We start from the raw sequence: 19,452 nt of genomic DNA, 5'->3' as shown, positions 1-19,452 counted from the left end.
CGGTCGCCTTCCGGCGGTGTTCGGCGGGCGGATGGCTCCCGCCGCGCGGACGCTCGTGGATGTGCTGGACGCCACCGTCCTGATCCATCCGCACGAGCCGGCCCTGGACGACGGACTCACCGCCCTGAGCTACCGGGAACTCGCCGCCGAGGTCGACGGGCTGCGGCGCGAGCTGGCGTCGGCCGGCATCGGTGCGGGCGATCGCGTCGGGGTGCGGCTGCCGTCCGGCACCCATGATCTCTACGTCTGCATTCTGGCCGTGCTCGCCGCGGGGGCGGCGTACGTCCCGGTGGACGCCGAGGACCCGGACGAGCGAGCGGAGCTGGTCTTCGCGGAGGCGGGGGTGAGCGCCGTCCTGGGGGCCGGGCGAAGCCTCACGATGACGGGTGCGGGCGCCACCGGCCGTCAGCGCCGCCCGAGCCCCTCGGATGACGCCTGGATCATCTTCACCTCCGGTTCCACGGGGAAGCCCAAGGGCGTCGCCGTCACCCACCGCAACGCGGCGGCCTTCGTCGACGCCGAGGCCGCGCTCTTCCTCCGGGACGAGCCGATCGGCCCGGGTGACCGGGTGCTGGCCGGTCTCTCGGTGGCCTTCGACGCCTCGTGCGAGGAGATGTGGCTCGCCTGGCGGCACGGCGCCTGCCTGGTGCCCGTGGCGCGATCCCGGGTACGGGACGGCGCCGGTCTGGGCCCGTGGCTGGCCGAGCAGGACATCACCGTCGTGTCCACGGTCCCCACCCTCGCCGCGCTGTGGCCGGTCGAGGCGCTCAACGAGGTGCGGTTGCTGGTGTTCGGTGGCGAGCCGTGTCCGCCCGAACTGGCCGAGCGGCTGGTCACGGAGGGGCGGGAGGTCTGGAACACCTACGGTCCCACGGAGGCCACCGTGGTCGCCTGCGCCGCACGCCTGACCCGTACCGGGCCGGTGCTGATCGGTCTGCCGCTGGACGGCTGGGAGCTGGCCGTGGTGGACGGGTCCGGGGCGCCCGTCGCGATGGGCGGGAGCGGCCAGCTGGTCATCGGCGGGGTCGGGCTGGCGCGGTACCTGGACGAGGACATGGACAAGGAGAAGTACGGTCCGCTGGAGTCCCTCGGCTGGCCGCGGGCCTACCGCACGGGCGATCTCGTACGGGCCGAGCCCGGCGGCCTGGCCTTCCTGGGGCGGAACGACGAACAGGTCAAGCTCGGCGGCCGGCGGATCGAGCTGGGCGAGGTGGACGCGGCGCTGCTGGCACTGCCCGGCGTGAGCGCTGCCGCCGCGGCCGTGCGGACCGCGCACGGCGGCAATGCGCTGCTGGTCGGGTATGTGGTGACCCGGGAGGGCTGGGACCGGGCAACGGCCGTCGAGCTGCTGCGTGCCCGGTTGCCCGCCGCCCTGGTGCCGTTGCTGGCCCCCGTCGACGCCCTGCCGACCCGCACCTCCGGCAAGGTGGACCGGGCCGCGCTGCCCTGGCCGCTGCCGGGGGCGGCCGGGCCGGACCCCGAAGGCGCGGGTCCGGCAGGGCCCTTGAACGGCACCGAGGCGTGGCTGGCCGAGCAGTGGCGCGAGATCCTCGGTGTGCCGGTCGCCGACGCCCAGGACGACTTCTTCGCGATCGGGGGCGGCAGCCTCGCCGCCGCCCGGCTCACCACCCTGCTCCGCGACCGCTACCCGGCCACCGCCGTCCGCGATGTCTACCGGCAGCCCACCCTGCGCAAGATGGCCCGGATGCTGGAGCGTTCCGCGCAGGGCGGCAGCAGTGGCCGGTCTGTGCTGCCCGTCCCGGCGCGGGCCGGGCTCGGGCAACTGCTCCTCCTGCTCCCGCTCTTCACCCTGGTCGGGCTGCGCTGGACGCTCGCCCTGCTGGCCCTGGGCAATGTGCTGGCGTGGTGCGGCAGTTATCCGTGGGCGCCGACGGTCTCGTGGTGGTGGGTGGCGGCCGGCGGTCTGCTGCTCTTCAGCCCGCCGGGCCGGCTGGCGATAGCGGCCGGCGGGGCCCGGCTGCTGCTGCGGGGGCTGCGGCCGGGCAGCTACGCCCGCGGCGGGCACGTCCATCTGCGGCTGTGGACGGCGGAGCGGCTCGCGGACCTCAGCGGAGCCGTCGGCCTGTCCGGGGCGTGGCTGGTCCGGTACGGCCGGGCGCTGGGCGCGCGGATCGGACCGGAGGTGGATCTGCACTCGCTGCCGCCGGTCACCGGCATGCTCAAGCTGGGCCGCGGGTGCGCCGTCGAGCCGGAGGTGGACCTGTCCGGTTACTGGCTGGACGGGGACCGGCTGCAGATAGGTCCGGTGAAGGTCGGCTCGGGGTCCGTGGTCGGTACCCGCAGCACCCTGATTCCCGGTGCCCGGGTGGGCAAGCGGGCCCGGATCGCGCCCGGTTCGGTGGTCGGCGGCCGGGTGCCGACCGGCCAGAGCTGGGGCGGTGCGCCCGCCGTCCACACGGGCCGGGCCGAACGGCGGTGGCCCAAGCGGCGTGTCCCGCGCCGGGCCCGGTGGGCGTTCCTCTACGGGGTGAGCGGCCCGGGGCTGGGGCTGTTGCAGGTGCTGGCGGGCATCCCGGCGCTGGCGGTGGCGGGCCGCTTCGTTCCCCCCGGGGCGGGTCTCGCCGAGGCCGTGCGCGGAGCACTCCTCGCTCTGGTGCCCGCCACGCTGGTCTACGGGCTGGTGTACGCCGCGCTGCTGGTCGTCGCCGTGCGGCTGCTGAGCCGTGGTCTGCGCCCCGGCTGGCACCCGGTGCACGGTGGGGTCGCCTGGCGGGCCTGGACCGTGAGCCAGCTGATGGATCTGGCCCGCGGCACGCTCTTCCCGCTCTACGCCGGTCTCATCACTCCGCTGTGGCTGCGCACGCTGGGCATGACGGTCGGCCGGCGCGTCGAGGTCTCCACGGTGCTGGCGCTGCCGACCCTCACCACGGTGCGCGACGGGGCCTTCGTGGCCGATGACGCCCTGCTCGCCCCGTACCAGCTGGGCGGCGGGTGGCTGCGGATCGGGGCGGCCGAGGTCGGCGAACGGGGCTTCCTCGGCAACTCGGGGATGACCGCGCAGGGCCGCGCCGTCCCCGCGCGGTCGCTGGTGGGGGTGCTGTCCGCGACGCCGAAGAAGGCGAAGAAGGGCGGCTCGTACCTGGGGATGCCGCCCATGCGGCTGCCGCGCTCGGCGGACGCCGCGGACGATCGCCGGACCTATGATCCGCCGTCCCGGTTGCTGTGGTGCCGCGGGCTGGTCGAAGGGTGCCGGCTGCTGCCGGTGCTGGCCTCCGCCGCGCTCGGCCTGCTGGTGCTCGCCGCGCTGGCGCGGCTGGCCACGGAGGGCTCCGTGGTGGTGGCGGCGCTGCTGTCCGGCCCGGTGCTGCTGGCCGCGGGAGGCGCCGCCTGCGGGGTGTCCGTCGCCGCCAAATGGCTGCTGGTGGGCCGGTTCCGGCCGGTGGAACGCCCGCTCTGGAGCGGGTTCGTGTGGCGGGCCGAGCTGGCCGACACGTTCGTGGAGGTCCTGGCCGTGCCGTGGCTGGTGGGGGCGGTGCCGGGCACGCCGCTGCTGAACCTCTGGCTGCGGGGACTGGGCGCCACCGTCGGCCGTGGGGTGTGGTGCGAGACCTACTGGCTGCCGGAAGCCGACCTGGTCACGCTGGAGGACGGGGTGAGCGTCAACCGGGGGTGTGTGCTGCAGACCCACCTCTTCCACGACCGCATCATCAGGATGAACGGCGTGGTGCTGCGCGACGGTGCCACGCTCGGCCCGCACGGCATCGTGCTGCCCGGCAGCACTCTCGGGGCGCGCAGCACCCTCGGGCCGGGGTCGTTGGCGATGGGCGCGGAGACCGTACCGGACGGCACCCGGTGGCTGGGCAATCCGATCAGGGCCTGGCGAGAATGAGGCACCGCGCGACCACGGACCGCCGGCCCGCCGTCCGGGAGGAGGCAGACCGTTGAGCCCACCACAGGCCTCGCCCGGCCCGGATCCGTACTTCCCGGAGCACGGGGACACCCGCTACGGGGTGCGGCGCTACGCACTCGACCTGGACTACCGGCCGCTGTCCAACCGGCTCAGCGGCACGGCACGGCTCACTGCGCTGACCGGCCCCGCCCCGCTGAACGAGATCGCACTCGACCTGGCCCCGTTCCGCATCCACCGGGTGCTCGTCGACGGCCGCACCGCGCGCTACACCCACCGGGCGGGCAAGCTGCGCGTCCGGCCGGGCCGCGCACTCGCCCCCGGCGCGCCCTTCACCGTCGAGGTGCGCTACACCGGAAACCCCAGGCCGCTGAACAGCCCCTGGGGCGGTCTGGGTTGGGAGGAGCTGACCGACGGTGCGCTGGTGGCCAGCCAGCCGGTGGGCGCGCCGTCGTGGTACCCCTGCAACGACCGGCCGGCCGACAAGGCGTCCTACCGGGTGTCGATCACGACACCGTCCCTGTACACCGCGGTGGTAGGCGGCCGGCTGGTCAGCCGTACGACCCGGGCGAGCAGCACCACCTGGGTGTACGAGCAGCCGGCCCCCACCTCCAGCTATCTGGTGACCGTGTCGCTCGGCAGGTACACGGCCGTGCCGCTCACCGCCCCCGTGCCGGCGGACGGACCGCACCCGGAGGTACCGCAGACCGCTTACCTGCCCGCCCGGCTGCTGCCCCGGTTCAGCGTGGACTTCGCCCGGCAGACCCAGATGATGCGGTTCTTCGAGTCGGTCTTCGGGGCGTTCCCCTTCGGGGAGTACGCGGTCGTGGTCACCGACGAGGAACTGGTCGTCCCGGTGGAGGCCCAGGGGGTGGCCACCTTCGGTACCAACCATCTCGACGGCGCACGCACCTCGGAACGCCTGGTCGCCCACGAGCTGGCCCACCAGTGGTTCGGCAACAGCGTCTCGGTCGCCGACTGGCAGCACATCTGGCTCAATGAGGGCTTCGCCAAGTACGCGGAGTGGCTCTGGTCGGAGCGGGCCGGCGGCACCACGACGGCCGGGCACGCCGCCGCCGCCCACCGCACCCTGGCCGCGCTGCCGGAGGATCTGCGGCTGGCCGACCCGGGCAAGCAGCAGATGTTCGACGACCGGCTCTACGAACGCGGCGGGCTGACGGTCCATGTACTGCGCTGCGCACTGGGGGACGACGCCTTCTTCCGCATGCTCAGGGACTGGGCCGGGGAGCATCGCCACAGCGCCGTGCGCACCGCCGACTTCACCGCGCACGCCCAGCGGTACGCCGCCTCGCCCCTCGACGGGCTCTTCGACGCCTGGCTGCACGAACCGTCCCTGCCCCCGCTGCCGGGCTCCCCCGCGACGCGCTGACCACGACCGGGGCAGCCGTCAACGCTCCTAGCACGCCCGGGCATCGGCCACAACCTGTGGTGCGCCCTGTGGCCCGACCGTGAAGACACCGCCGCGGACCGCCGTGATACTCGGCTGGGCTCCAACCGACTGCAGGTGCCGCGGCCGGGCGCGATGGCACATCGGATGCCGGACCGGCGGGTACCCGACCCGGAAGGCGGACGATGCGCCCCCGACTCAAGTCCGATGTCCTCTACGTGCCGACCGGCGACGGTGTCCATGTCTTCGGCGCCGGGGTCGACCTGGCCCTGCGCGGCAGGTCCGCCTACCAGTGGCTGGACCGGCTCGCACCGCATCTCGACGGCTCGGTCGAGCTTGACGCGCTGCTCGGGCGGCTGCCGGACGACAAGCGGCAGGCGGTGCACGCGCTGGTGGGCCAACTGCGCGCCGCCGGCTGCCTGGTCGACGCCGGGGAGGACCTGCCGCACGGGCTCACGCGGCAGGAGCTGGAGACCTACGCGTCCGAGATCGCCTTCCTCGACTACCACGGTGGCTCCGCGGCGCGGCGGTTCGAGACCTACCGCCACAGCGAGATGGTGGTGGTGGGCTCGGGCCCGGTGTTCGTCTCCCTGGTGTGCTCGGCGCTGCGCTCGGGGGTGCGCAGCCTGCGCACGGTGTGCACGGACCCGGCCGGCACCCCCACCGTGCGCATGGCGGAACTCACCGCCGAGGCCGCGGCGCGCGATCCGCGGCAGGTCGTGCGGCACACTCCGCTGGAGGACGGCACCTTGCGAAGGGTGGTCGGGCAGGCGGATGCCGTGCTGCATGTCGCGGACGGTGCGGGGGTCGACCGGGCCGTCCGCCTCGACGCACTGTGCCGGGAGTCGGACACGCTGCTGGTGCAGGGACTGGTGCTGGACGACATCGCCTGGCTGGGGCCGGCCGGTTCCGCCTGGCGATCGGCGTGGCGGCGGCTCGGCGCGCGCGGCCCGTTCCGGCCGAACACCTTTCTCACCGGGCCGGCCGCCGCCGTGGTCGCGGCGCACCTGGGACTCGCGGCGTTCACCGCGCTCACCGGGATCGCCGCCGGTGCGGAAGCCGCGGCCGGCGCGCGGGAGGAGATCACGCGCATCGACCTGGAGACCCTGCGCACCTCCACGCACGCCTTCCTGCCCCACGCCTCGGCGCTCCCCGCCCGTGCGGAGACCCGGGAGGAGTTCACCCGGCGGCTCGAACGGCTCGCCGCCGCACCGCCGTTGAACGAGGAGGCTTTCTCCCGGCGCGCGGCCCGCTGCTTCGATCCGCACGTCGGTGTGCTGCGCGCCCTCGACGAGGGGGAGTGCACACAGGTGCCGCTCAACGTGACCGAGGCGGTGCCGCACACGCCGGGCGCCGTGCCGGTGTACGGGGCGGGCACGGGCTTCGCCGAGGCGCGCCGGAGTGCCGCGTTGCGCGGGCTCGCCTCGTACGCGGTGCGCGGGTTCGACGAGCGCCGGCTGGGGCCCGGGGACACCGTGTGGGGGTGGGCGCCGGACGAGGGGCGCGCCGAGGCGGTGGCGGTCGGCCAGGTGTGCGCGGCGGACCACGAGGTGGGCGTGGCCGCCCGCTTGAGCTGGGACGACGCCGTGGCGGACGGCCTCGCCCAGCACTGTGTGCGCCTGGCCCTGCGGGATGTGGCGGAGGGGCGGGCGCGGCCGTTGCCGCTGCGGCTGGATCCCGAGGCCCTGTCCCCCGGGGCGCGGGACCTCCTCGACCTGCTGCACGCCTCCCGCGGCGCGGTCGAGGTCGCCGACATCGGCGGGGCGCTGGGCCTGCCCGTGCTCGCCTGGTGGCAGCGGGACCGCCCGGTCGCCGCGACCTGCGGGCCGGATGCGGTCACCGAGGGGCTCCGTGCGGCCCTGCTCGACCGGCAGTCGGCGATGACGCACGAACCCGCCTATGCGCCGGTCCCGTTGGGCATGCCGCACGCCCCTGCCCCGGACGAGAAACGCGTCGGGTTGGCGGAGCCGGCCGGACGCACCCGGATGGTCGAGGCCTTGCGTGCGCGAGGGGTGCGCCCCCTCGTGGTGCCGCTCGACCACGATCCGGCGGTGCACGAGGTGCTGCCCTTCCTGGTGCGCGTCGTCCTCGCCGACGGGACGGACGAGGCTGCGGCGGCCGGGCCGCGGGCGGAGGTGCCCGACCGTGCCTAGCGTCGTCGACGACCTGCGGAGCTCGGTCGGCCTGCGGTTCTGGTGGCGGACGTTCGAAGGGGTCCAGGACCTCTTCGCCGAGGGGCACGGGGAGGAGGGCGGCGCGGACGATCCGCTGCCGGTCAAGACGTACCGCGGGCTGCCCCGCCACGTCCTGCCCGAGCCGGCGCGAAGGATCGGGGACGCCCGCTGGTCCTTCGAGGCGTTCCGCGCCGCACACCCCGACCAGTCCCCCCGCCGCGATGCCCTGGACCTCCGGACCCTCTCCGCGCTGCTGTACTGGACGTACGGGGTCGGCCGGATCGAACTCGGTCCGCACGCGGTGTGGCCGTACCACCGGACGGTGGCGTCCGCGCGCTGCTTCCACCCTGTGGAGCTGTATGTGTGGCCGGCCCGTCGGGCGGGCGAGCTGCCCGCGGGGTGCTATCACTACCACCCGGCGCACCACGCGCTGACGCGGTTGCGGGCGGGCGGTGTGCCGGATGCCGTGCACGCTGCCGCGGGGGTGCGGGCGGACCACGGGCTCCTGGTGGTGTCCGCGTGGTTTCGCAAGACCGCCTTCCGCTACCGCGACTACGCCTACCGGCTGTGCGCGCAGGAAGCGGGGATGACGGTCGGGAACGCGCTGTTGACCGGCGCCGCGCTCGGGCTGCGCGGGAGGGTGCACCACCGCTTCGACGACGCCGTGGTCAACCGCGCGCTGGGGCTCGACGGCACGGAGGAGACGGCGTTCGCGGTGATCGACCTGGCCCCGGCCGGGACCCCGGAGCCTCCTGCCGTGGTGCGTCAACGTCCGCTTCCCGTCCGCGCGTTGCCCGTGCTGCATGCTCCCCATGTACGGACCAACCACTCCCCCGCCCGGGCCTGGTCCGGGTTGACCGCGCTCGACCTGGCCGCCCGGCTCACCGGCCCCGGCGAGGCGATCTCCCCCGACCGCTTTCACCGGCCCGCCCCGCCATCGGACCCGGACCGCTCCCTCGCCCTCGCGGCGGCGGAGCCCGAGCCCGGCGGCGTGGAGCTGTCCGCGGCGCTGCGGGCCCGCGACTCGGGAGGGCGGATGTTTCTGCCGGCCGCCCGCCCCCTGGCCGCCGGACGGCTGGTGTCCGCGTTGCGGTACGCGCTGGAGCCCGTGTCCGCGGACCACACCGACGGTTCGTGCCGTCCCCTGGTGGACGCCTATGTGCTGGTCCTCGGCGTGGACGGGGTCCGCCCGGGGCTCCACCGGCTGACGGCCGGCACCGGGTCACCGGCGCTGGTGCGGCTGCCGGAGCGGGACTGGCGCGCCGTGGTCGGCATGCTGTGCGACCGCACGCCGGCGGTGAACTCGGCGAAGGCGGACGCCGTCGTCTTCCTCACCGCCGACCGGCTGGCCGGGGAGCGGTGGTTCGGGGCTCGGGGGTACCGCGTCCTGCACCAGGAGGCGGGGATCGTCGCCCAGCGGATCAGTGTGCTCGCCGCCGCGGCCGGGCTGTCGGTACGGGTCAGCAACGGCTATGACGACGCGATGGTCAGGGATCTGATCGGGGTGGGCGCCGCCCAGGTGCCCGTCTTCACGCTGGTCATGGGCAGGCGTCGGCCCACCGCGCAGTACGAGCCGCAGCTGATCTGGTGAACCGTGCCCGCGCCGTCCGGTGGGCCAAAACCTACGGGCGGCCTACGGCCGCGACCACGGCCCGGGCCTGCGGCCGTCCTGCGGTCGGACCGTGGAGACGCCTGACGCACGGGCGCCGGAGGATGCGCATGGACCAGTGACTGGCCCAACTCACCCATCCGAGAAGAAGGGGGGATCGCGATGAAGGACGACCTCGTCCTCGACCTCGCCGACCTCAGCGTGGACGACCTGGACATCCTGCCGGCCTCGCCGGGCGCGAGCCTGGAGACCGTGAACGTCGGCCACGCCATGGTCGAGATCGGCGCGTCCAACTGCACGTCCACCGGTACTCCGGCGAGCTGCTGTTCCTGCTGCTGCTGCTGAACCGAGCAGCGGCACAACCGTGTCCGGCGGGCCCTGGACCGCCGGACACGGCGTCCCGGCGATGACGAGGAAGTGACGTTGACCGACGCAGTGACAGTCCCCCGCACCGGACGGCCGCCGGCGCGCTCCGGCGATGCCGCGACGGCGCCCGCGGCCCGCGTCGCCGTCGTCGGCGAGGGCTCCCTCGCCGCGGCGATCCGCACCGCACTGTCCCGTACGAGCCGGCTGGTGCCGGAGGAGGACCCCGGCTGCGAGGCGGTCGTCACGGCCGCGGACCACTGGGCGACCGCGACCGAGCCGCCGCGCGCCGACCTGCGCTGGCTGCCGGTCCGGGTCGAACTCGGCCGGCTCGTGGTCGGTCCGACCACCGTTCCGGGCCGGGCCGGCTGTGCCCGATGCGCCCGGACGCGCCGGCAGCGGGCCCTGGGCAAGGACAGCCCGCGCTCGGCACTGCTGCAACGCCACGGCGAACGGCTCGCGGAGCAGGCGTCGCCGGTCCTGACCACCTGGTCGTGCACGACGGCCGCCACCCTCGTGGCGAACGAACTGGGCACTGTAACAGGCCAGTTGACGGACCGGGCCCTCGTCTTCCTGTCGCTGACGACGCTCGCCGTCGATGTGCACCCCTTCCTGCCCGACCCGGCGTGCGACGGCTGCGGCGGGCTCCCCGCGGACCGGCCGCCCGTCCTCATGGAGCAGCCCCGCCCCAAGCCCGACCGGGACGTACCCCGCGTGCGCGACCTGCGAGCCGACTGGGACGGGCTGGTCGCCCGGTACGTCGACGGGCGCACGGGACTGATCCGGCAGCTCGATGTGCGCACCGACTACCCCTACCCCATGGCCTCCGCCCCATTGCACCTGCCCGGCGGTGAGCAGGAGGCCGGGTTCGGCCGCGACCTGGGCTACGGGGCCTGCGCCCGCACCGCGCTGGCGGAGGCCCTGGAGCGCCTCGGCGGCGCGCGGCCCGGCGGGCGGCGCACGACGGTGCGGGCTAGCTACTCGGAGGTGGCCGACCGGGCGCTGTGCCCGCTCGACCTGGGGCTGTACCCGCCGGAGCGGTACGCCGAGCCCGACTTCCCCTATCCGCCGTACGCTCCGGACCTGGCGCTCAACTGGGTGTGGGGGCACTCCTTCGGCCGCGACGCCCCCGTCCTCGTGCCGGAGGACTACGCGTACTACCGCACCCGGCACGACAACCCCGCGGCCCGGCCCCTGGCGTACGAGGTGTCCAACGGCTGTGCGCTGGGCGGCTGCCTGGAGGAGGCGGCGCTGCACGGGCTGGTGGAACTCGCCGAGCGGGACGCGTTCCTGCTGACCTGGTATGCCCGCCTGTCCGTGCCGCGGGTCGATCTGCGGTCGGTGGCGGACCCCCGCATCGGTGCGCTCGTCGAGCGCGTCCGCCAGGACAGCGGCCACCGGGTGCTGGCCTTCGCCACCACCCCGGACCACGGCATCCCCACGGCCTGGGTGATGGCCGTGCGTCCGAGGGGACCGGGCCGGGACGAGGAGCCCGCCGCGGTCTGCGCCGCGGGCGCGCACTTCGAGCCCGAACGCGCCCTGCTGAACGGGCTGTTGGAGCTGACCGCGAACCTGGGGTGGAACCGGGCGGCGTTCCGCGAGGAGCGGGAGCGGATCGCGGCGATGGTGGACGACCCGGACCTGGTGCGCGAGATGCGGGACCATGCGCTGCTGTACTGCCACCCGGCCGCGTTCGACCGCTTCTCCTTCCTGCTCGGCGACGGCGGCGACACCGAGGAGGGCGGCCTGCCCGTCGAGGAGGCCTTCGCGCACGCCACCTGCCGGCCGCGTCACCAGGACATGCGCGACGATCTGGCCGAGGCGGTGGCCCGGTTCACCGAGCGGGGCCTGGACGTGATCGTGGTCGACCAGACCACCGACGAGCACCGGGCGGGCGGTCTGGCCTGCGCGAAGGTGATCGTGCCGGGGCTGCTGCCGATGACGTTCGGGCACCGGATGCGCCGCACCCACGGGCTGCCGCGGCTACTGCGACTGCCCGCGGAACTCGGCCGCCGTGCAGCGCCCCTGACCGCGGAGGAGATCAATCCACACCCGCACCCGTTCCCGTGACCGTCCCCGACGCCGCCGTGCCCACGTCCGCAGATCCGCACCCTCCGCGACGGGAGTCCGCCATGACCGAGGAGTTCTCACCATCGGACGCCTTCGGCGTACGGATCGGCGGGCTGCCCGCGCACATCCTGGAGGACATGCGCTCGCCGGAGTTGTGGCGCCAGGTCGAGTCCGTACGCGACACGGAACGCCAACTGGACGAACTGGACGCTGAGTTGTCCGGTCTCCTCTACGAGCAGATCGGGCGGGCCGGTGCCGGCAAGCCGCTCCTGGTGGCCGTGCGGCGGGCCGTCCACAACCGCCGCCCGCTCGCCGAGCGCCACTGGAACGACAGCGTCCGTGCGCTGCTGCCCCCCGCCCTCGTCGCCCGGGTGGACACCTGGGCGACGTTGCGCGCCGGCCATCAGGACGCGCTGGCCCTGCTCGACGACCTGATCGCCCACCACCTGCGCACCCGGCACACGCTGCTGCGCAAGGCGGCCACCGATCCCGGGTTCCAGCACGGTCTGGTCCTGAGCAGTCCGGTGCTCCTCGCCGAGGTACGCAAATGGCTCGCGCACCCCGACGAGCGAGCGCCGGAGCGCTCACTGGCGCTGCGGCTCGCCAAGTACCTCGGGCGGGTCACCATGAAGACCAGCCCGTTCAGCACGTTCACCGCCAGCGGCCTGGGGACCTGGAGCGCCGGCGAAGCGGGCCACGCGTCCACCGGCCCCGAGGTGCGCACGGTCGCCGAGCTGAACGTATGGGTCGTCCAGCAGGTCGTCCGCAGGCTCGAAAGCCATCCCGAACTCGCCGGGCGCGGCAGACTTCGCCTCAACCCCAGCGCCCTGCGCACCGATGACGGCTGGCAGTTCCTGGGAGCCGGGGCCGAGGAGCCGCTCCGCACGCTGCCCGAGGCGGCCGCGGTGCGGGTGTGCGTGGAGGTGGTCCGCGAGGGACGCCCCACCCGCGAGGAGGCGGCGCGGGCCGTCGCGCGCCGCACCGGCAGCGACCCGGCCACCGCCACCGCGTACCTGGCGCGCCTGGAGGAGCTGGGACTGCTGGAGGCCGAGCGGCCGCTCGCCGACCAGACCCTCGATCACGTCGCCGACCTGCGCGGGTGGCTGGCCGGTGCGACGAGCCCGGAGCTGGTCGGGGTCGAGCGGGAACTCGCCGTGATCGCCGAGACGCTGTCGGACTACCCGGGGATGACGGATCCGGCGCAGCGGGTGCGGGCCGTCGAGACCGTCGAGGGCACCCTGCGGCGGATAAGGGACCTGCTCGGCGCCGACCACCTCAGTCTGCCCACCAAGAACAGCGTCATCGAGAACGCCCTGCTGGCGGCGCCCCTTCCCGGACCGGACCGGGGCGCGTGGGAGCCGGTCCTGAAAGATCTGGACGCCCTGCGGCACTGCTACGCCGTGCTCGACCCGGCCCTGCCCGGCCGGATCGCGCTCGCCGATCTCTACGCCGAGCGGGTCGGGGCCGGGCGGACCCTGCCGTTCCTGGCCTTCCACCGGCAGGTCCAGACGTGGCTGCGCGAGGACCCCGAGCTGCCCGCCCTGCTCTCCGTCGCGGTGCACGGCTACCGGACGATGCACGCGCACCGGCTGCCGCGGCTGGGCGAGTTGGCGTCGCTGCGGGACGAGCTGTGCGAGGTGGTGCGCGCCACGCCGGCCGATGCGCACGGAGTGGCCCGGATCGCCCCCGAGCAACTCCTCGCGGTGGCCGCGCGCCGGCCCGCGTGGATGCGGGCGCCGGACTCCGTGGCGTACTACGGCCAACCCCTCGGCACCGGCTCCGCGCCCGAGTTCGTGGTCAACGCCGTCAACTCCGGGCACGGCCGGGGGCGTGACCGGATCGCGCGGCTGCTCACCCAGGCGGGCGGCGGCGCGGCGCGGGACGCGGCCGTGCACACCGCTCCCCCGCCCGCCGGTGTCCTGCATGCCGACACCTGCCGGCACTTCGGAAGCAATGTGGGCCTGCGCGCGTCCGCCGTGGGCATGGAGATCGACTACCCGGGAGGGCGCAGCCTGCGCGGTCCGGAGCACCGCATCCCCCTGGCGGATCTATCGGTGCGGCACGACGCCGCGCTCGGCCTGTTGACCCTGCACGCCCGCGGGCACGCCGGTGAGCTGCGGCCGGTCCACCCGAACCTGATCGCGGAGCTGTGGCTGCCGCCGGCGCTGCGCCTGCTGATGCAGACCTTCGGCGCCACGTCCAATCTGCTGATCCCGGGACGGCGGATGTTCGGCGACCCCTCCCTCGCCGAGGTGCGCGAGGTCCTGGCGGAGCCGCGGGTGGTCGTGGGCCGTACGACGGTCAGCCGCCGGCAGTGGGTGCTGCCGCCCGACGCCGTGCCGCGGCGGGGGAAGGGGGAGAGCGACCGGTCCCTGCTGCTGCGGCTCGCCGGGTGGCTGGCTGAGCACGGGATGCCGCAGCGCTGCTTCCTGCGTGCCCTCGACCCGCGCTCGGTGGTCAGCGGGGACGTGTGGCGGGTCAAGTCCCGCAAGCCGCTCTACGTGGACTTCGCCAATCTGCTGCTGGTCGGCGTCTTCGAGCGGCTGCTCGCCGGCGGTGCGGGTCAAGTGCTCTTCCTCCAGGAGGCCCTGCCCGGCCCCTCGCAGATGCCGATCCGCGGCGGCAGCGGCCCCCGGGTGACCGAATTCCTCGTCGAGATCAACGAAGGACGGACACGATGAGCATGACGAACGGACACGGCGACGGCCTCCGCCTGGATCCGGCGACCGCGCGCGCCGAGGACTGGGTGTGCGCCCACGTCTTCTACGACACCGACCAGGACGCGCTCCTGACCCGCTGCGTGCAGCCGTTGGTGTCGGAGCTGGAGAAGCACGGCCTGATCCAGCGGTACTTCTTCCTGCGCTACTGGGAGGGCGGCCCCCATGTGCGCCTGCGGCTGCTCCCCGCCCGCGCCGGCGATCGCGCCGAGGTCATCGAGACGGCGGAGCGTGCCCTGAGCGCGTTCCTGGCGCTGTCCCCCGCCCCGGACGTGGTGGACCGCTCCCACTTCGCACAGGTCGCGCAGGGACTGGCCGGACTGGAGGGCCGCGCCGGCCACGACGCCGTGGTGCGGGCCAACAACACCGCGGAGTTCCTGCCGTACGCCCGCGAGCACGCCGACTACGGTCACGGCGCCGCCATCGCGGCCGTGGAACGGCACTTCTGCGAGTCGAGCCGGCTGGCGCTGTCGGTGGTCACCGCGGGCACCACCGTGGAGCAGCGGGCGCTGCTGGCGTTCGACCTGGTGGTGGGCGTGTTCGCGCTGTGCGACGAGATCCGTGAGCGGTGGGCGCGGCACGGTGGTCCGCCGCTGCCGTTCGGCAGCGGACCGGAGGCGGCCGACGTCGAACCCCGCTACCGGCTCCAGCGCGAGCAGCTGCACGCGCGCGCCCGGCGCACCTGGGAGGCGGCCGCCGAACCCGCCGCGACCGGGCAGCGCGGATACTGGCTCGCCTCGATCCGGCGGCTGCGCGACGCGCTGCACCGCATGGAGGAGTCCGGCGAGTTCGCCGCCGACTGGGCGGCCTCTCCGCTGGCGGAGCCGCTGGACCTGACGGCGACCGCGCATCCGGCCACGAGCCTGGTGCTGCTGCGCTGCGCCCATCTGGTGAACAACCGGCTCGGGCTGACCCTGTGGCAGGAGAACCAGTTGCGGTTCCTGGTGGGGCGGGTGCTGGCCGAACTGCCCGAGGCGCAGGGCGTCGCATGACCGAGGCCGCCGGGGCGTCCTGGCACAGCCTGCACGTCCACCACCACGACGAGGACGCGGAGCCGGCGCTGATCCTCGACGCGGTGCGCCCCGCGTTCGCCGCGGTGCGGCCCCATGTGCGCGGCTGCTGGTTCGGCCGGCACTGGCTGCGCGGCCCCCACCTGCGCCTCAACTTCCTGACCGACGAGGCGGCGTGGAGCCGGCAGGTGCGCCCCGTGGTGGAGAGCATGGTCACGGACCACCTACGGGCGCGCCCCTCCACCGTCACACTGGACCAGGCTGCGCTGGCGCCCGTGCACGAGCGGCTCGCGGAGCTGGAGATGGAGCCCGGGCCGCTGCGCCCGTGGGTGGCGGACAACACGGTCGTGGAGCGCCCGTACGACCACCGTCTTCAGGTGCTCGGCTCGCTGCGCGCCGGCGAGCTGGTGGCGGACTTCCTCTCCGACACCACCGACCTCACGTTCCGCATGTACGAGCAGCTGCGCACCGCTCCGCTGTCCGTGCTGGCGCTGGACCTGATGTGGACCACGGCGGCCGCGGCGGCGATCCCGTTCGAGCCCGGCGGCGCCCCGATCGAGCGGGGGGTGCTGTCGCTGCGCTCGCACGCGGACGCCTTCCTGTCCCGCACGAACGATCCGGTGGCCTTCCGCACCCGCTTCGACGAGCGCTTCCACCGGCAGGAAGCCGCCCTGAGCGCCCGGTTGCGGGAGGTCGAGGCGGCCCTCGCGGAGCCGGCGGGCGGCGGTGCCACGGGATCCGACGCGACGGGCTCCAATGCGACGGACTCCGAGGTGGCATTCGTACGGGAGTGGGCGCGGGCCGTGCGCCGCCATCAGCGCCTCGCGCAGCCGCTGCTCGCCTCGGGCGAGGTGTCGATGGGCGGGGCGGCGCTGGCTCCGCGCATGCCGACCCGGCAGCTCAGCGAGTTCCACACGCTGCTCCTGTCCGACCACGGGCACCGGGACTTCCTCGTCGACGACGCGTGGTTCGCCTCCTTCCGCCTGGTGATGAACTACCTCTACCTCCACCTCAACCGGTTGGGGCTGGCGCCCGTGGACCGCGGTCTGCTGTGCCATCTGGCGGCGCGGACCGTGGAGTCGGTGCACGGCACCTCGGCCGTCGACAGCTTCGAGAGGTACGTCGCCGCGCCGGACGGACCGAAGGTGCCCGGCTGGCGGCGGATCGGCGCCGAGTGGGCGGAGGGAAGCCGATAGGGACCGTGCCGGGTCCGGTGTCAGCCGGCGCTGAACACCTCCGCGAGCTGGCGCCGGCCGGCGATGCCCAACTTGCGGTACGCGCCGGAGAGATGGAACTCGACGGTGCGGACGGCGACGAACAGCCGGCCCGCGATATCGCGGTTGGAGTAGCCGTCCCGGGCCAGGTGGAGGATCTTCCTTTCCTGGGGCGTCAGGCTGTCCAGCAGCGGATGGGCGGCGTGACCCGGGGGCTCCGGGGTCGCGGCGGGTGCCACCTCACCGGCCGGGCGGGCGCGGGGAGTGGCCGCGAGCGCCCCGGACGGCGCGCAGGCCGCCAGGCACCGTGCCCGGAGCGGCCCCAGGGTTCTCTGGACGCGGTGCGCCAGCGGATCGGCGCCACAGGCATGGGCGAGCTGGAGCGCCGAGCGCAACTCGGCACGCGCCGCCTCCGCCCGGCCGTCCGCGGCGAGCTCCGTGCCCAACGCGGCCTGGACCACGGCATGCTGCATGCGGTCCGCGGACCGGGCGAGCGTCCTGCTCGCCTCCGTGAGCACGCCGATGCGCCGCTCCCCCGTCTCGCTGAGTGCCAGGGCGTGCAGGGCGGTGCCGATGGATTCCGGGGTGCCCCAGCGGCGGGCGTCCGCCAGCTCGGCTCGCGCGAGTGCGGCGGCCTCCGCGCGCTCCCCGCAGGCCGCGAGGATCCGCGCGGCACGGGAGCGCCAGGGGAGCACCGCGGGGTTGCGCACCCCGGCCTCGTCCAGGAGGCGTCCCGCCGCGAGCAGGTCCTCCACCGCGCGGCCGGGATCGTCGCTCTCGTGGACCGCGGCCCGCGCGGCGAGGGCGTACGCCGAGTCCCGCCGCCACGGCAGCCGGTGCCGGTCGAGCCTGCTCTCGGCGAGCAGGGAGCGCGCCGAGTCCGTCGCACCCCGCAGGGCCCGCACCTCGGCCAATGCCGACACGCCGACCACGGCCAGGGGGTGCCCGGCCGACACGAACGACAGCAGGCGATCGGCCACGGGGGTCAGGGTGGCGTCGGCGGCATGGAGATCGCCCCGGGCCCGCAGCACCGTCGCGCGCACCAGTGCCAGGGTGACCTGGTCCCAGCGGCCGGCCCGTACACCGGAGACCTGCCGCCCGCGGCCGCAGTGCGTCCACGCCTCGGCGACCTCACCGGCCGCCACCAGCGCGCCGCAGGCGTGCCACAGCAGGGTGGCCGAGCCGCACCCCTCGCCCCGGGGCAGGCCCTGCCGGGCGTAGCGGGCCGCCGCCTCGCGGTCGGCCCCGGCGTCGACCGCGTGGACCGCGCGCAGCGCCGCGAGTTCCCGGCCGGCGACGCCCTTGCGCGGGGCCTGGCAGGTCAGCGTGCCCGGGGGATCGGCGGCCCGCGCCAGCCACAGCGGGGCGCGCCGGCAGATGAAGGCCTTGTGCAGGCGTAGCCGCAGCTGCCAGGAGCCGTCGCGCGGCGTGCGTCCGAGGCGGGCGGCGGCGTCGTCGAGGACGGTGACGGCGTCCTCGGACCGGCCGCACCCGTCGAGCACGGCGGCCAGTGCCAGCGCGTACTCCACGACGATGCCGGGCGGATGGGATTCGCAGCGGGCGGTGTCCAAGAGGTGGACGGCACGCTCGGGGTCGATGACCGCGTACAGCTCGGCGAGTTCCCGACGAATGGCCAACTTCTCCTGCGGCCGCAGCGGTTCGCGCAGCACACAGCGCCGGTAGCGTGCCGCGTCATGCGGCCTGCCCTCCCGCTCCAGCTGGCGCGCGGCCAGCCGCAGGCAGCGCTTCGCCCATTCCTCTCCCACGGGTCCGGTGGCGAGCAGGTGATGGGCGACGGAGGTGGCTTCGGCCTGCCGGTCGCGCAGCAGGGCGGCGGCCCGCAGGTGTAGGGCGGTACGGGTGCCGGCGGCGATGCTGCCGAGCACCATCGCCTCCAGGAGCGGGTGGCGGAAGGCCAGCGGCGTGCGGTTGGCCAGCAGACACGCGTCGACGAGCTGATCGACGGCCGCGAGCGCCTCCTCCACCGTGAGGTGCGCCAGTTCGGCGCTGACCGCGACCTCGGCGCCGCCGCCGAGCACGGCGACCGCCCGCGCCAGGGCCAGCGCGGGCGCGCCGAGCGCTGCCAGCCACCGGTCGGCTCCTGTCAGGGCCCCGGACGCCGCGGTGGCACGGAGGGCGTCCTCCGTCGGCGCGCGGTCGGAGTGCGGCGCCAGCAGGGCGTGCAGGAGGGCGGGGTTGCCTCCGGTGAGGTCGCCGCACAGCGCGGCGGTCCGGGCGTCGAGCACGACGCGGCACCGCGCGGCGGCCGCCGCGGCCAGGTCCTCCGTGCGCAGCCCCGCCAGGTCGATGGACTCGGCCCCGGTGAGGAGCACGCATCCGGGAGCGTGGGAGCTGCCGAGCGCGGGGGCCGCGACGGCCCTGGCCCCGGCGCCGCAGGTCCGGTCCGTCAGCACGAGGGCCAGCGGCACCGGCGGCACCGTCCGGGACAGGTCCAGCAGCCACCGGAGGGACCAACTGTCAACCCGCGCCACATCGTCCACGCACAGCACGACGGGCACATCGGCCTCCGCCCCTGCCCCCACCACTGCGGCCCACCCCGGGCCGGGGTCGCCGTCCGGTGCGCAGTGCGGATCCGCCGCGAACCGGCCGTCCTCGGACCCGGACCGCAGCTGCGCGATGAGCCGATGGACCGCCGCATACGGCCGCTCCCCGGCCCCGGTCCCGCGCACCGCGGCCACCCGGCACCCGCCCGCGGAGGCCTCCGCTCCGAACGCGTCCAGCAGCGCCGACTTCCCCGCCCCCGGCTCCCCGCGGACCACCACCAGGGCCGCAGCGCCGCGGCCCCGGCGGCACCGTTCCAGCACGGCACGCAGCCGCGCCGTCTCGCTCCTGCGGCCGATCTCTCCGAGCGCCATGAGCCCCTCCCGATCGCCGGCCGTCCCACCCTGCTCGCGGCACAAAACCGGCGATCAGTTCACAGGATGCGCGATAGGCATGAAGGGCATACTTTCGCAATTGTCTTGAAAGAAATGCTTTATGGCAGGATGCCCTTAGACGC

10 protein-coding genes are annotated in these 19,452 nt (G+C 75.0%); 9 read left to right on the top strand and 1 reads right to left on the bottom strand.

Annotated features, from left to right (window positions below; all coding sequences use genetic code 11):
• Positions 1–31: 31 nt before the first annotated feature.
• From IEY78_RS01265 to IEY78_RS01225, 9 genes are all read left to right on the top strand, one after another.
• Positions 32–3,850 (top strand): Pls/PosA family non-ribosomal peptide synthetase, encoded by a 3,819-nt coding sequence (locus tag IEY78_RS01265; protein ID WP_229699641.1) that lies wholly within the window; start codon positions 32–34, stop codon positions 3,848–3,850.
• A 52-nt stretch (positions 3,851–3,902) separates the two neighbouring features.
• Complete coding sequence (locus tag IEY78_RS01260) at positions 3,903–5,258, top strand: M1 family metallopeptidase (protein WP_189095543.1); 1,356 nt, start codon at positions 3,903–3,905, stop codon at positions 5,256–5,258.
• Between the two features lie 203 nt (positions 5,259–5,461).
• Positions 5,462–7,429: a hypothetical protein gene (locus IEY78_RS01255; RefSeq protein ID WP_189095541.1), complete on the top strand. Its 1,968-nt coding sequence runs from the start codon at positions 5,462–5,464 to the stop codon at positions 7,427–7,429.
• The gene (locus tag IEY78_RS01250) at positions 7,422–9,041 is read left to right on the top strand and encodes a SagB family peptide dehydrogenase (protein ID WP_229699612.1); all 1,620 of its coding nucleotides are present in this window, start codon (positions 7,422–7,424) and stop codon (positions 9,039–9,041) included. Before IEY78_RS01255 ends, IEY78_RS01250 begins: the two co-directional genes overlap by 8 nt.
• A gap of 180 nt (positions 9,042–9,221) precedes the next feature.
• A complete protein-coding gene (locus IEY78_RS01245) occupies positions 9,222–9,404 on the top strand; it encodes a hypothetical protein (RefSeq protein WP_189095539.1) in 183 nt (60 codons plus the stop codon).
• 78 nt (positions 9,405–9,482) lie between these two features.
• Positions 9,483–11,492, top strand: a complete 2,010-nt coding sequence (locus IEY78_RS01240; RefSeq protein ID WP_229699611.1) for a TOMM precursor leader peptide-binding protein — start codon at positions 9,483–9,485, stop codon at positions 11,490–11,492.
• Between the two features lie 62 nt (positions 11,493–11,554).
• A complete protein-coding gene (locus tag IEY78_RS01235; RefSeq protein WP_189095538.1) occupies positions 11,555–14,173 on the top strand; it encodes a lantibiotic dehydratase in 2,619 nt (872 codons plus the stop codon).
• Complete coding sequence (locus IEY78_RS01230; RefSeq protein WP_229699610.1) at positions 14,170–15,201, top strand: thiopeptide-type bacteriocin biosynthesis protein; 1,032 nt, start codon at positions 14,170–14,172, stop codon at positions 15,199–15,201. The genes IEY78_RS01235 and IEY78_RS01230 overlap by 4 nt, the downstream gene beginning before the upstream one ends.
• Positions 15,198–16,415 carry a thiopeptide maturation pyridine synthase gene (locus IEY78_RS01225; RefSeq protein ID WP_189095537.1) on the top strand — a complete coding sequence of 406 codons (1,218 nt, stop codon included), beginning with the start codon at positions 15,198–15,200 and terminating at the stop codon, positions 16,413–16,415. Before IEY78_RS01230 ends, IEY78_RS01225 begins: the two co-directional genes overlap by 4 nt.
• Before the next feature lie 20 nt (positions 16,416–16,435).
• On the opposite strand, the gene IEY78_RS01220 is transcribed toward IEY78_RS01225, so the two are convergent.
• A complete protein-coding gene (locus IEY78_RS01220) occupies positions 16,436–19,309 on the bottom strand; it encodes a LuxR family transcriptional regulator (RefSeq protein WP_189095535.1) in 2,874 nt (957 codons plus the stop codon).
• Positions 19,310–19,452 lie beyond the last annotated feature (143 nt).

This window comes from Streptomyces kronopolitis (assembly GCF_014646275.1).
Taxonomy (GTDB): Bacteria; Actinomycetota; Actinomycetes; order Streptomycetales; family Streptomycetaceae; genus Streptomyces; species Streptomyces kronopolitis.
This window is presented reverse-complemented; position numbering and strand designations above follow the sequence as displayed.